At 58.3% G+C, this 13,809-nt stretch carries 17 protein-coding genes; 1 reads left to right on the plus strand and 16 read right to left on the minus strand.

From position 1 onward, the window contains the following. Window positions 1-60: 60 nt before the first annotated feature. The 16 genes from VXJ35_RS01200 to aroG all read right to left on the minus strand — a co-directional run bounded on the left by VXJ35_RS01200 (window position 61) and on the right by aroG (window position 12,631). Entirely contained in the window at window positions 61-1,383 is a 1,323-nt protein-coding gene (locus VXJ35_RS01200) for a sensor histidine kinase (protein ID WP_231914824.1), read from the minus strand. After that, entirely contained in the window at window positions 1,383-2,048 is a 666-nt protein-coding gene (locus tag VXJ35_RS01205; RefSeq protein ID WP_064020158.1) for a response regulator transcription factor, read from the minus strand. The genes VXJ35_RS01200 and VXJ35_RS01205 overlap by 1 nt, the downstream gene beginning before the upstream one ends. A 14-nt stretch (window positions 2,049-2,062) precedes the next feature. Next, window positions 2,063-2,500 carry a hypothetical protein gene (locus VXJ35_RS01210; protein ID WP_231914825.1) on the minus strand — a complete coding sequence of 146 codons (438 nt, stop codon included), beginning with the start codon at window positions 2,498-2,500 and terminating at the stop codon, window positions 2,063-2,065. A gap of 204 nt (window positions 2,501-2,704) precedes the next feature. Then, a complete protein-coding gene (locus tag VXJ35_RS01215) occupies window positions 2,705-3,493 on the minus strand; it encodes an energy transducer TonB (RefSeq protein WP_157198035.1) in 789 nt (262 codons plus the stop codon). Window positions 3,494-3,632: 139 nt separating this feature from the next. After that, a complete protein-coding gene (locus VXJ35_RS01220; RefSeq protein ID WP_064020159.1) occupies window positions 3,633-4,742 on the minus strand; it encodes a HupE/UreJ family protein in 1,110 nt (369 codons plus the stop codon). A 5-nt stretch (window positions 4,743-4,747) separates the two neighbouring features. After that, a complete protein-coding gene (locus tag VXJ35_RS01225) occupies window positions 4,748-5,401 on the minus strand; it encodes an LPXTG cell wall anchor domain-containing protein (protein WP_064020160.1) in 654 nt (217 codons plus the stop codon). A gap of 12 nt (window positions 5,402-5,413) precedes the next feature. Beyond that, window positions 5,414-5,818 (minus strand): copper resistance CopC family protein, encoded by a 405-nt coding sequence (locus tag VXJ35_RS01230; protein WP_231914826.1) that lies wholly within the window; start codon window positions 5,816-5,818, stop codon window positions 5,414-5,416. Beyond that, entirely contained in the window at window positions 5,815-7,035 is a 1,221-nt protein-coding gene (locus VXJ35_RS01235; protein ID WP_197495943.1) for a sialidase family protein, read from the minus strand. Before VXJ35_RS01235 ends, VXJ35_RS01230 begins: the two co-directional genes overlap by 4 nt. A 122-nt stretch (window positions 7,036-7,157) precedes the next feature. Beyond that, the gene (locus VXJ35_RS01240; protein ID WP_064020161.1) at window positions 7,158-8,561 is read right to left on the minus strand and encodes an ATP-binding protein; all 1,404 of its coding nucleotides are present in this window, start codon (window positions 8,559-8,561) and stop codon (window positions 7,158-7,160) included. Continuing rightward, window positions 8,561-9,220, minus strand: coding sequence for a response regulator (locus tag VXJ35_RS01245; protein ID WP_054761226.1), 660 nt, complete (start codon window positions 9,218-9,220; stop codon window positions 8,561-8,563). Before VXJ35_RS01245 ends, VXJ35_RS01240 begins: the two co-directional genes overlap by 1 nt. A gap of 93 nt (window positions 9,221-9,313) precedes the next feature. Further along, entirely contained in the window at window positions 9,314-9,634 is a 321-nt protein-coding gene (locus VXJ35_RS01250; protein ID WP_064020162.1) for a hypothetical protein, read from the minus strand. Between the two features lie 5 nt (window positions 9,635-9,639). Then, window positions 9,640-9,840 (minus strand): bacterioferritin-associated ferredoxin, encoded by a 201-nt coding sequence (locus tag VXJ35_RS01255; protein ID WP_064020163.1) that lies wholly within the window; start codon window positions 9,838-9,840, stop codon window positions 9,640-9,642. A gap of 14 nt (window positions 9,841-9,854) precedes the next feature. Further along, a complete protein-coding gene (locus VXJ35_RS01260) occupies window positions 9,855-10,067 on the minus strand; it encodes a type II toxin-antitoxin system HicB family antitoxin (protein ID WP_064020164.1) in 213 nt (70 codons plus the stop codon). 4 nt (window positions 10,068-10,071) lie between these two features. Then, the gene (locus VXJ35_RS01265) at window positions 10,072-10,260 is read right to left on the minus strand and encodes a type II toxin-antitoxin system HicA family toxin (protein WP_082880762.1); all 189 of its coding nucleotides are present in this window, start codon (window positions 10,258-10,260) and stop codon (window positions 10,072-10,074) included. A gap of 309 nt (window positions 10,261-10,569) precedes the next feature. Continuing rightward, window positions 10,570-11,547: a sulfur carrier protein ThiS gene (thiS, locus tag VXJ35_RS01270; protein ID WP_064020165.1), complete on the minus strand. Its 978-nt coding sequence runs from the start codon at window positions 11,545-11,547 to the stop codon at window positions 10,570-10,572. A gap of 4 nt (window positions 11,548-11,551) precedes the next feature. Further along, window positions 11,552-12,631, minus strand: a complete 1,080-nt coding sequence (gene aroG, locus VXJ35_RS01275) for a 3-deoxy-7-phosphoheptulonate synthase AroG (protein WP_054761235.1) — start codon at window positions 12,629-12,631, stop codon at window positions 11,552-11,554. Window positions 12,632-12,738: 107 nt separating this feature from the next. Between aroG and VXJ35_RS01280 the strand changes: the two genes are divergently transcribed. Then, window positions 12,739-13,533 carry an RMD1 family protein gene (locus VXJ35_RS01280; RefSeq protein ID WP_064020166.1) on the plus strand — a complete coding sequence of 265 codons (795 nt, stop codon included), beginning with the start codon at window positions 12,739-12,741 and terminating at the stop codon, window positions 13,531-13,533. Window positions 13,534-13,809 lie beyond the last annotated feature (276 nt).

Below are 13,809 nucleotides of genomic sequence, written 5' to 3' on the forward strand. Positions count from 1 at the left end.
GCGCAATGTAACCAAGCAAGCTGAATCGAAACTGAAAATTCCGGAGAAAGGCCGAGACGGCTAGCGATGCAGCGGCAAGGCCACCGTCGCTAAAAACCCGCCAAGCGTTTTGCTGCGGCCGAATGCCAGCGAACCTCGATAGCTGCCGACAATGTCCGCAACGATGCCCAGCCCCAGGCCGTGGCCTTGCACCGATTCATCCAGACGTTGGCCGCGTTGAGTCAGGTAGGCCAGGTCGTCGTTTTGGCAACCCGGGCCGTCGTCGGCCACTCGTATCACCACGCCGCCGTCCAGCGCCAATTCGACATCGATCCGTTGCCTGGCCCATTTGCAGGCGTTATCCAGCAGATTGCCGAGAATTTCCATCATGTCTTCCCGGTCGAAATGCAACAGTTGCTTGGGTGCGGTGATCTGAATGTCCAGCGGCTTGTCGGCATAAATCGCCCGCAGGGTCTTTTTTAGGGCGATGATTTCGCTATGCGGATTGAAGGCCGGCGCTGCCTGCTGGTCGCCGGCGATCCGCGCCCGTTTCAACTCGCGTTCGATGCAATGGCGAATGGCCTGGCTTTGCTCGTCAAGGCGCGCACGCAGGTCCGGCCGGCCATCGAAGTGCGGGTCTTCGCCGGTTCTCAGCAATAGGGCCATCGGCGATTTCAGGGCGTGCGCCAGATTGCCCATCGCGGTGCGCGACTGTTGCAGGCGGCGCGCCACCAATTCCAGCAAATGGTTGATTTCCTCGACCAGCGGTTGGACTTCGGCCGGCACCTCGCTGCCGATATGTTGCCTGCCGCCGCCGGCCACCTGCTCCAGTTCGGCGCGCACCGTGGCCAGCGGACGCAGCGCGCGCTGGATGTCCCAGCGTAGCAAGCCGATGGCGCTGAACAATATCAGCAAGGTCAAACCCAAATAGGCCACGCGAATGGCGGTGATGTCGTGGTCGACCGCCGACAGGTCTTCGGCCACGCTGATATTGATCCGATGGCCGAAACGGACCGCGCCCAAGGTCAACACCAGCAGCGGCGTTTGCTTGGGGCCGGCCGCATGGTAAAGCATCGACTGCTCCGGTCCGACGGCCTCGACCGCCAACGGAAAATCCAGTAAGGACGGCGACGGGTAAGCCTGGGCATCGACCTTGACCAGATAATAGTGGCCGGACAACCGGCGGTTGTAGACCGAACTGATGTGAACGCCGTGGAAAGTGACTTGCTCTTCTTCGCTGTAGCCCAAAGACTCCAGCAGCGAGTAGCCGTCGTCGGCCAAGCGGTTGGCCATTTGCTTTTCGGCGGCGCTGCGGATGATCCAGTCCGCAGCCAGCCAGTGCAGGATAAAAATCGCCCCCAACACCGCGATCAGGCCGCGGCCCAGGCGCTTGCGCAAGGACATCACGGCTTGAGACCGAACAGATAGCCCTGGCCGCGCCGGGTGTGGATTAAATCGTTGCCGACGATCTTGCGAAGGCGTTTGACGTAGACTTCCAGCACGTTGCTGTCGGGTTCTGCGGATTCGCTGTAAACGTGTTCGCCCAGTTGCGCCTTGCTCAACACCTTGCCGGCATTCAGCATCAAATAGCGCAACAGTCTGAATTCGATCGCGGTCAGTGGCTGGGCCTCGCCGCCGGTAACCGCAGCGGTTTGTTCGTCTTCATCCAGTTCGACCCCAAACACCTTTAATTTGGCCTGGTTGAAGTGGTGTACCCGCTTCAACACCGCCTGCAAACGGGCCAGCAATTCTTGGGGGTGGAAGGGTTTGCAGACGTAGTCGTCGGCGCCGGCTTTAAAGCCGTCGACTTTTTCGTGCCAGGCATCGCGGGCGGTCAGGACGATGACCGGCATGTGGTTGCCGGCATCGCGCCAGCATTTCAGCACCTCCAGGCCGGCCAGTTTGGGCAGGCCCAGGTCGAGAATCGCGGCATCGTAGGGTTCGGTAGCCCCCAGGAACTCGCCTTGCGCGCCGTCGGTTGCGGTATCGACGATGTAGCCGGCGCCGCGCAAATCGGTGGCCAATGGCTCAAAGAAGGCCGGGTCGTCCTCGACCAGTAGCAGGCGCATCGCAACCAGCCGGCTTACATCGCGTGCATTTTGTAATCGACGCGGGGGTAACCCTTCTTGTCGCGCGGATCTTGCTGTTCGGCATCGCTGTCGTCGGTACGCTGTTTACCGGATTTGGCAAGCAGTTGCTCCCAATTTTCAAGCTTCGCATATTTCGGGTCGCCGGCGGATTTACGCGAGCCGAACGCGGCTTTGCCCAGCTCGATCAGTTGCGACGGCGCTTTGCCGTCTATCGCTTTCAGAAAATCGGCTTCGTTTTTGACCTGTTCCCGCACCAACCAATAGGCCATCTCGAACGGCAACCGGTCGTCTGGCGGTAGGTGTTGTTTGATGCGGTTCATCGATTTGTGGGCGGCTTGCAAATTCCTGGCGTTTATTTGGTCCGGGGCGCCGCAGCCGGCCGTCAGTAACGTCACGAAAACCAGTCCGAATCCCAATTTCACTATATTCACAACGCCCCCAAATCGGCTAACGCCAGACTATCCGAATTAATAAAGCGCGCGAATCGGCGATCCGCGCCCTGAGCCCCGCCCCTTCGGCGGAGCGGCGATCTTAACACGGATATGAATAAAAATAAGTTTGTCATACGCGCTCGCGCCGTTGCCTATTCGGGTAGGCGTAATAGCGGACTAGGAATGGAATGCAGCGGGGCGCCGTCAGGAAAACGGCGGATCGTCTTGCAGCGAGAAAATGATCGGCACCAATACCGAGCTGGCGACGGCGACGTCGTCGCGCTTGGCCGGCACGAATCGCCATTGTTTGACGGCCTCCAGCGCCGACTCGTCGAGCATGTCGTGGCCGCAACTTTGCTCCAGCGCGACGGCTTCGGCGCGGCCCTCGGCGTCCACCTGTACCCGCAGCAAGACCTTGCCCTGCCAGCCCCGGCCGCGGGCAATGCTCGGATATTCGGGTTTCGGGTTGTGTTGGTAAGCTGCGCTCAAGTAGGCCTCGGTGAACGCCGGACGTTCGCCGCCGGCGGTGGCATCCGGGGCAAGCTCGGGCCGGCTGATCGGATTTTCGGTTTTCGGGGCCTGATCCAGGACCTGATCGAACGCCGAAAAATCGGAGGCCGGCGCTTGGGGGACGATGGTTTTCAGTTTGGGCTTGGGTTGCGGCTTTTTCTTGGCCGGTTTGGCCGCTTGCGGCGGCGCTGGCCGGGCCGGCGCCGTCTGCGCCGCCCGGATCTTGATAGTGGAAACTTGCATCGCTATCGGTTGCGCGACCGCCTGGGCGATACTGGGGCAGAACAAGCAGCGGACACCGAAAAAATGCATCGCGGCCACGGCCGACAGGATCGCCGCCAAAACCCAAAGGTTAGACGAACGTTCCTTGCGGTAGGCGCCGGCGGCGGGCGCGGACTCGCTCCGCAGACCTTTGGCGGCGAAAGGCGCCGGCGGGGTTCGAGCAATAACAAATCCGTTTTGGTCAGCTCTGGGAGTTAGCACGCAACTGCTGTTTGACTTAAGAGAATTTCAAAAATTGTCCGATAAATGCAAAGAATTAGCCAGCCACGCAGCCTGCGGCCAATTGCCGCATCGCTGCCGGGGCCGGACCGGGCGAATCTTGCGCCGTCGCCGCGGCGTATTACAACAGCGTGCGCTCGATAAACCAGTATGCGCCCACCAGGCAAACCAGCGCCGAACAGCCCTTTAAAAACTTGTCGGCGTAAGGCTTGTTGTTCAGCCACCAAATCAGCGGCAATACGATAGACGCGACCGCGATTTGGCCAGCTTCGATGCCGAGATTGAACGACAGCAACGGCAGCAGAATGCCGCTATCGCCGGAGCTGATATCCAGCTCGCGCAACACGCTGGCGAAACCGAAGCCGTGGATCAAACCGAATCCGAAGGTCAGCCATTGCCGGCCTTTCGGGTGCTCGCCGCGCACCAGGTTTTCGACGGCGACATACACAATCGTCGCGGCAATGAACGGTTCGACGAAACTGCTCGGCAAATCGACCAGATTCAAACCGGCGCAGGCCAGCGTGATGGAATGGGCTATCGTGAAAAAAGTGACGATTTTGATCGCCGGCCAGAAGCTGTGGGTCACCGCCAGCAGCGCGAACAGAAACAGCAGGTGGTCGTAACCGGTCAGGATATGTTCGACGCCCAGCGCGAAAAAGTCCGAAAAAGTCGAACCGGTATGGCCTGAGCCAGCGTCCGCTTCGCCGACGTTCGCTTGCAATTGGTCGTCGTCGCGGCGCAGCATTTTCTCGGCAACCTGGTTGCCGGCGGCGTCGCGCACGGTCAAATGCTGTTGGTGGCCGTCCTGCAGCCAGGCCAAAAACTTGGATTGCACCGAAAATTGCCGTTTAGGCGTCGGCTGGTAACTGAATTCGACGTGGGCATTGTTTTGGTCGTCGTAATTCACGATTCCCGGTTCGGTCGGCTGCACATCGACGCCGTCGATATTGACGCGGGTCTGCTCGGCCAACAGTCTTGCTACTGCGGGCTTAGCCGCCTCGCGTTCGGCGGCGCTGACCTCGGCATCCAGGTCGGTATCCATCGGCGAGAAGGCTTCGATGTCCTGCAAGGCGAAAGTCATTTTGGCGACGACGCGGTCGGCTTGCAGCGTCAGTTCGATCGAGCTCAGTCCCGGTGCGTGCGCCGCAGCGAGGTTGGACAGCAACACCAAAGCTAACGCCAGCCAAACCCTGATGCCGGCTAAGGCCGGCATTTGCCTGATTTTAGCCATCGGCTTTATTCCTGTTCTGCGGCGGCTTTACGTCGGCGGCGGATCAAAAAGATCAGAAAGGTCGCCACCAGTGCGATCGCGGTAGCGACGCCGCCGATCGCCAACCACGGCGCCTGCGAACCGCCCGGCGCCACGCCGACTTCCAGTGCCACGCGGAATTTATCGTCTTCCTCTATCGCATCGCCGATCAGCAGGTACAACACGTAATCGCCGGTTTTATCGACATCGGCCTGGGCTTCGACGGCGCCTTTCGGATACAGCTTGGCCGGGATTTCGGTCACGGTGCGAAGTTCGCGAATGTCGTCCGGCGCTTTCTGCCCGGTTTTCTCGACTTCCACCAAGCGAATGCCGATCGGTGTAGTGCGGATGTCGCGGTCGATCAAATCGGCGGTGAAAAACATTTTGCCGGCGCGCGGGATTTGCTGGCAAAACGGCACGAAGGCGGCTTTGGCGTCGGCGGTTTTGTCGTTCTTGTCAGGCTGCAGATAAGCGCTGAAATGCACCGCGTAAAAATCGTTGGCGATGATGCAATCCAGGTCCGGCCGGTTGCCCAAGGCATTGGATTGTTTGGCGCCGAAACCCAGTTTGTCGCAACCGCTCAGCAACAAAGCGGCCAGCAGCGCCGACAACCAAAATGCGGGGAATCTGAGATTTGTCATGAGGAGAGCCGGTTAAGGTTTGATGGTGAATTCGAATTTGCCGGTGACGATATGGGTATCTTCGGACACCACGCGGTAACGCACGGTATAGACGCCGGGCGCCAGCGTCGGCACGGTGGCGTGGATATTGGCGCCGTTGGTCAGGCTTTGCTCGACGTCGTGGTTGTCGACACGCTTGCCGGTGCTGTCGATTACGGCCAGCGCCTTGTACTCGCTACGCACCGCGTCGTTGAACCACAAATCGATTTGTTTCGGCGACTCGGTCAGCGTCTCGTCCTTGGCCGGTTGCGACTTCACCAGAATCGCGTGGGCAAAGGCCGGTAGCGGACTCAACAGCGCAAGCGCCAGCAAGCCGGGTTTTATTATTGTTGTTATGTCTAACTTGGGCATGACCACCTCTTGAATGCGTAAAATCATTGTAAAACTGCTGCAGACCATTGTTTGCCGGTCGGGGACTGTTCCAGCCACATCGCCAAAAAACCGTTCGGCGTGGCGACGATGCGCGGAAAGGATGCCGAGGCGGGCGCTAATTGTCTAGCCGGTAACCAGTTCCGGCCGTTATCGGCCGATTCGCTGATATAGACCCGCGAACCCTCCGGCCCCAACGCATCCCACACCGCCACCAGCCGGCCGGCGCCGGCGGCGATATCGGCATGGAACGCCGGGCCTTCGCCCAAGCGTTGCGGCGGCGTCCAACTGGCGCCGTTATCGCCGGACTGCATATGATACAACCCAACCCGGTTTTCCGCGCCGGTCCAGACCACGCTATGCAGCGATCCGTCGCCGGCCAGCGCCAAACCGCCGCCGTTATGCGGGCAACCGTCGAACTGCCAACCGAAAGCGCCGACCGTACTGGCCCGATGCCAACTCGCGCCGGCGTCGTTCGACTGCGCCAAAGCCATGTCGCGCGGCACCATGTCCCGGTACAGCGCATTGATGCTGCCGCCAGCCCCCGTCGCCAAACGGTTCCAGCAACAGGAACAACTGGTGTCGTCTATGGTTTGCGCCAACTCCCAATGTTGCCCCGCGTCGCTGGAGCGGGCGTAACGCAGCCCTTGGTAGCCGTTTTCGTCCCGGTCGTCCAGCCAGACGGCGTGGAAGCGGCCGTCGGCGTCGGCCAGCAAATCGGGATGGGATTGGTCGGCGTCGCTGCCGGTCGGTTTGGCGCCGGCCGTCCAGGTTTGCCCGCCATCGGTGGAATACGCGCTGGCCAGCGGCCCCATGCCCGGCAGCTCGCCGGTGGCTTGCCAAACCGCCAGCAGTTTTTCGCCGCTGGCGGCGATTTGGATGTCGTTGCCGGCTTTGGATTCGATGGGGCGGCCGGCGGCCGGCGCGATGGCTTGCGGCGACGACCAATGCCTGCCGCCGTCCTCGGAATACACGTACGCGGTATAGAGTGTTTTAGTATCGGCGGCCGTGGCGACGAACGCGGCATGCACCGTATTCCGGTCCAGGTAAACATCGAAACTGGCGACGCTTTGCAAATGCAAGCCTTGCAGATCGACAGGCACGGCTGTCGCCGCAGCCAGCGGCTTTGCGGCGGCCGGCCCAAGTTCGAGCGGCTCGCCGCAACCGGACAATACCGCAACGGCCAATAACGGCATCCAACAATAAGCGGCCGGCGAATTCGACATGGCTTTATAACTCGGAGATCGAAAACCGCCGATTACACCACATTGCAAGCGAAAGCAGAATCGGCAACGCGCTGTTTTCGGGCGCGTGCGAACGCGTTTCCGCCAACGCCGCCGCGACCGCGCTAAGCCGGCCCATCCGCCGCAACCAAACGCAGTCGGGCTTGCAAGCCGCCCAACGCCGATTTGGCGAAGCCGATCTCGGCGCCGTGCAAGGCGACGATGCGCTGGGCAATCGATAAACCCAAACCGCTGCCCTCGGCGGTGTTCGCGGTTTCTATGCATCGGTAAAAACGCTGGCTCAGGCGTTCGTATTCGCTACCGGCCACACCCGGCCCGTCGTCGTCTACCGTAAGGCAAACCCAGCCATCTTCGCGGCGGCAGCTTGCCCGCACCGAACCGCCTTCCGGCGTGTATTTGACGGCGTTATCCAGCAGGTTGCGCAATAAGATTTGCAGCAATTGCGGATTCGCTTCGACCGCCAGGCCCGCTTCGCCCTGCAATTCCAGGTCGATGCGTTTGGCGTGCGCCAGATGGTCCAGATCGGCAATGGTATCGGCCATGGCCTGGTAGGCGTCGACCCGCTGCATTGCAATCCCAGCCTGGTGTTGCACCCGCGACAAGGTTAACAGTTGTTGCACTAGATGCGTCATTCGGACTACCGCCTGCTGTGCCTTGGCGATAGCCTGGGCGCGCATGGCGGGGTCGACGGTTTTTTGCGCCACCTGCAATTGGGTGTGTAGGCCGGCCAACGGCGTGCGCAATTCGTGCGAGGCGTCGGAGGTAAAATTGCGTTCGTTGGCGAAGGCTTGCTCCAGCATGGCGAACAGGCTGTTGATTTGCTGCACAACCGGCCGAATCTCGTCCGGTAAGCTCTGTTCCGACAAAGGCTGCAGGTAGCCGGCCTCGCGGCTGGCCAATTCCCCCCGCAAGCGGTTGACCGGCGACAGCGTGCGGCTGACGATCCACCAGATCACCGCGCCTAAAATCGGCAATGCAATCAGGAAGCCGACGATTTGCTGGCCGGCGATGCTCTCCACCAGTTGCCGGCGGATGTCGTCGCGTTGGCCGACGTGGATCACATACTCGCCGTTTTCGCTGCTCAGGCTGAATACGTGCCAGAGCTGTTCGTTGATTGCCGTTTCGCTGTAGCCGTTACGGACCAGCGACAATGCAAATTCGGGTGCGCTTTCCGAACGCAGGATCACCCCGTCCTTGACCGAGCGTAACTGGAAGGCAATTTTGCGTTCGTATTTGTGGCCGAGAATCGGGGTATCGAACAACTCCGGAGTTTTCTCGCGCTCCCACAGCTTGGTCAACGCCCGCTGACGCAGCATGTTTTCGACGAAGGCGTGCACCACCCGTGCCGATTGCGCCAATTCTGCATTGAACAGTTCGGCGATTTCGTCGCGGGTCTGCCGGTAATTGACGTAAGCGGTGACGCCCCAGACCAGCACTAGAGAAGTCAGCAGCGACAGCAGCAACTGCTTTTTCAACGAACGCGGCGCCAGCCGCAGACGCTTGGCCATCAGTTGTCGTCGATGATGTAACCGACGCCGCGGATGGTCCGAATCAAGTTGGTGTCGAGTTTTTTCCGCAAATGGTGGATATGCACTTCGACCGCGTTACTTTCCACCTCGGAGCCCCAAGCGTACAGTGCTTCTTCCAGGCGGGCGCGGGAAATCACCTGGCCGACGTGGCTGATCAGATAACTGAGCACCTCGAATTCCTTTTGAGCCAGATCGACCGGCTGGCCGTGGTAAAACACCTGGTGCGCGGCCGGATCGACGGTGACGCCTTTGTGCTCCAGCAGCGGCAGACTGTGGCCCTCGTGGCGGCGGGCCAGCGCGCGCAAGCGGGCGCAAATCTCGGCCAGATCGAACGGCTTGGCGACGAAATCGTCGGCGCCGCTATCCAGCAAAGCCACCCGTTCGGCAACGCCGTCGCGGGCGGTCAACACCAGCACCGGCGTGCTATCCTTCCGCCGGCGCAGGTTTTTCAAAACCGTCATGCCGTCCATCCGCGGCAGGTTAAGATCCAATACGATCAGATCGTAATGGTTCAGTTTCAATGCTTCGTCGGCCTGGGCGCCGTCGGTCAGCCAATCCACTGCGTAACCTTCCAACGTCAAGCCGGCCTTCAGGCCGTCGCCTAAAATGGCATCGTCTTCTACCAACAACAATCGCATGATTCGTCCACCTGTGCCGGATTTAATTGCGCGGCATTGTAGCAAGGAATTTACCGGCAATCGTGCGGCCGGTATCGGGAAGAGAGGACGGGCTTAGCGTTGCAACTGAGCCAAGCGGGCTTGGGCTGCGGCGGCGAATTCGCTGTCGGGTTGTTTGGCGACGATTTGTTGCAGCACGGCGACGCTGGCATTCTCCAACAACGCGATGGCGCGCAGCCGGACCGAGGCATGGTGTGCGTCCAGCGCAGCCAATTCGGTCAGATAAGGACTGGTGCCGTTCAGTAATTTCAAAATGACCCGTTCAGGGTCTTCGGTGAACAGGTCGCGCACCAACTCGCCGTATTGCTCCTGCAAACGAATCAGTTCCCGGCGGTCGAGTTTTTTCGGTTCGGTAGGGTCGTCGCAGCAGGCCATCGCTATCAGGCTGCTTGGTTATGTTCGGCGATCAATTGCTGAAATTCGTACTCGCAGCCGCCGCAACCGGAGGCAGCACCGGTGATGCGGGAGATACGCTCCGGGTCGGTAATGCCGTCGTCTAGGAGTTGTTTGATTTGTTGGGCGGTGGTGCCGCTGCAGTAGCAGATTACGTCGTCTGTTATGTCGGCTTGATTATCGGACATCGGACAGGACTTGATCAGGCTGCAACTTCGAGATACTCGACAATACTGGTCGGTAACGGAATCGGTAAACCGTCTTCCTTGAGACCTTGAATATGAAATTCTATTGCAAAGCGAATTTCACGTTCAACCTCTTCTACACTCTGCCCGGTAGCGATGCAGCCCGGTAAATCGGGGACATAGGCCGAATAGTTCTGCTCGACTTTTTCAACTACAACGGCATAACGCATCGTTTTACTCCTTTAAACCTGCTTGCTTGAGAATGCTGTTTAACGTTCCAGGTGCCAGATCATCGCTTGGTTTTCCAGCGACGGTAACGCGACCGCTTTTGCTGGGATGCTTAAATTGGCGATGGCTGCCACGAGTAGCGACCAAAACCCAACCGTCGACTTGTAATCGGTTCAAAATGTCGCTGACTTTCACCGGACACCTTCGCAGCGATTGTTGGGTGGCGTCCTAGCGAATTAACTCGGCCAGGTTCAGCGTTTGGATTTCAATTTCTGTCAACTTAAACCCGGTCATTGGGCACACCCAACCTATATCCCGTACTTAAATGTCACAAAGATCAACAATGACATCAAGGAAACCACCGTTATCAACATCACCTTGTTAAGCACTCTTTTGAAATCCAAATTCGGAATAATATTTTTGAAGGAAAAATATACCCCAAGTGCAATCGCCAAAATCAGAAGTTTGAATAGCAACCGCTCCATACTTGCATAAGGCTAGCTTTTACAAAAACAACCCATCAATCGGGGAAGACGCCGACGCGAAGCGTTTACGCGGCATGCGTCCGGCCAGGAACGCTTCGCGGCCGGCTTCGATGCCTTTTTTCATCGCCGAGGCCATCAGCACCGGATTTTTCGCAGCGGCAATCGCGGTGTTCATCAATACGCCGTCGCAGCCCAGCTCCATCGCAATCGCCGCATCGGAAGCGGTGCCGACGCCGGCATCGACCAGGATCGGCACCTTGGCGTTTTCGACGATGGTCAGAATGTTGTAGGGGTTACGGATACCCAAGCCGGAGCCGATGGGTGCGGCCAACGGCATCACCGCGACGCAACCGATGTCTTCCAGCCGCTTGGCGGCGATCGGATCGTCGTTGGTATACACCATCACGTCGAAACCGTCCTTGACCAGCAATTCGGCGGCAACGTAGGTTTCGGCAACGTCGGGGAACAAGGTTAATTGGTCGGCCAACACTTCCAGCTTGACCAGTTTATGGCCGCCCAGCAACTCGCGCGCCAGCCGGCAGGTGCGTACCGCGTCGTCGGCGGTGTAACAGCCGGCGGTGTTGGGCAGGATCGTGTATTTGTCCGGCGAAATGACATCCAGTAAGTTGGGTTCGCCGGGATGCTGACCGATGTTGGTGCGGCGGATCGCCACGGTGACGATTTCGGCGCCGCTGGCTTCGGTCGCCAGCCGGGTTTCTTCCAAATCCTTGTATTTGCCGGTGCCGACCAATAAACGCGAGCGGTATTGTTTGCCGGCCAGCGTGAAAAAATCGTCCTGGCCGCCGCCGATGGCTTGGACGATCTCCAGCCGGTCGTCGGCTTGCAGCCGCTGGGTTGCGTGTTGGGTAAAGGGCAGAATTTCTTTGTTCAATTCGACCGCGATACGTTTGCCGGCCAAGCCCAGCTCGGCAATCAGGTCGGCAACGGTAGCGTTTTCGCCGATTTCCCGGCTATCGCCGTTAACCAGTATTTTCATGGATTCAAACCTTGTGTGTATGGGCGGTGCGGCGGCGTTGCACGGCACCGGCCAGATGATGTAACAATTCGGCGCTGTCCTCCCAGCATAGGCAGGCATCGGTGATGCTCTGACCGTAAACCAGCGGCTTGCCCTCTTCGACGTCCTGGCGGCCGCCGACCAGATGGCTTTCCACCATCGCGCCGATAATGCGTTTGTCGCCGCCGCGGATTTGGTCGGCCACATCCTGGCCCACCAACATTTGCCGTTCGTATTTTTTCGAGCTGTTGGCGTGGCTGAAGTCGATCATGATATTCGGCCGCAATCCCGCCGCGACCAAACCTTCCGCGACCTGCTCGACGCTGACTTCGTCGTAATTCGGCCGATTGTTGCCGCCGCGCAGAATGATGTGGGCATCCTCGTTGCCGCGGGTGGAGAAAATCGCCGAGCGGCCTTCCTTGGTCAAGGATAAAAAGTGGTGCGGGCTCATCGCCGCATTGATGGCATCGATCGCGATTTTGATGCCGCCGTCGGTCGCGTTTTTGAAGCCGACCGGGCAGGACAAACCGGATGCCAATTCGCGGTGCACCTGGCTCTCGGTGGTGCGGGCGCCGATCGCGCCCCAGGAAATCAGGTCGGACACGTATTGCGGCGTGATCAAGTCCAGGTACTCGGTTGCAGCCGGTACGCCCAGATTATTGACGTCCAGCAATACCTGGCGCGCCAGGCGCAAGCCCTTGTTGATGTTAAAGCTGGCATTCAGATCGGGGTCGTTGATCAAGCCTTTCCAGCCGACCGTGGTACGCGGTTTTTCGAAATAAACCCGCATGACGATGACCAAATCGTTTTGCAGTGCATCCATTTCCCGTTTCAAACGTTGTGCGTATTCGACTGCGGCCTGTGGATCGTGGATCGAGCAGGGCCCGATGATGACCAGCAGCCTGTCATCTTCACCCGTCAGAATGTTATGAATTGCCGCCCGCGTTTTCAGAATATTGGCTGCCGCGAATTCCGTCATCGGAATTTCTTCATGAACCTGAATCGGCGCCACCACGTCCTTGGTTTCGCAAATTCTTAAATCATCGGTGTTATAGTTGGTAGACATGACGCTTAGCAGTGAGCTTTTCTGTAGGTGAATTTAAACGGTTATTTTAACCATTTTGCCGGCAGGATGTTGCAAACTAAGCTCGATCCGACCCGAGAATTCCAACTATGACAGAAGAAAGAGCCATTAAACGCTGCTTGACGGTTTGTTTGGCGCAATCGTTCCGTTTTTCGGCGCTACGGGAAAAACTGCTGGAAACCACCCGCGCCCAGTTGTTCCGCAATGCATTGATCGTCGATTACAAAACCGGCTACGCAATCGTGTTCGCTTACGGCGTGATGGTATGCTGGAACCTGAACCTGGACGACCGGCGCAGCCTGCAGGAGTTGTTGCTGGATTATGCGATCAAGCCGGACGAGGAGCCGCAAGAGGACAATTTCAGTTACGAAGTCGGTTGCGAGCAGGACCGCTTCCAGCACGACCATATCGAATTGCAGTCGGCGGACGTTAAAGTGCTGCTGGCCTTGTCGCATGCGATGGCGCAGTCGATCAAGTTAGCGTCTTACGAAGGTCACGCCATCGACACCATCCGCGCCACCGCCCATTTGCCGCAATCGCTGGCCCGAGACGGCAAGATCAAGCTGAACCGCAAAGCCATGGCCAAGATCCGCGGCAAATTGTTTCTGACCAAGAGCGACATCATCCTCAACTACGACCTGCTAGATACGCCGGAATTTTTCTGGGAACATCCGGAATACCAAGGCATTTATTCGATGGCGGCGAATTATCTGGAGATTCAGCCGCGCACCGACGTATTGTCAAAAAAACTGGAGACAATACACGAACTGCTGGAAATGCTGGCCGACGAACAAAAACACCAGCATTCGTCGACTTTGGAATGGATCATCATCTGGCTGATAGCGGTGGAAATCGTAATGTCGATTTTGGATAAGGTGTTTTGAAAGTCTAAATCGGCCAACGTCCAAGACGGGAAACTGAGTAGATAGGCTCAATTCCGCTAAGGCTTTTTGTTCGACCGACTGTTTTTGCCGTTTAAAGTCGGTTCATTGAATTGTTAACCGATCGGTAATATTTTGGAATCATAATTGATTTCCAATCGATCCAGGTTTAGCCGAATTGAATTCAAACCATTGTTATTTCGGAATTATTGGTTGACGCTGATCTTCGGCAGAAGGGATAATCGAACCTAGCGAACGAGATCGTTCCCGAGTCGCGAT

The sequence above is a fragment of the Methylomonas sp. DH-1 genome, assembly GCF_046097555.1.
Lineage (GTDB): Bacteria > Pseudomonadota > Gammaproteobacteria > Methylococcales > Methylomonadaceae > Methylomonas > Methylomonas koyamae.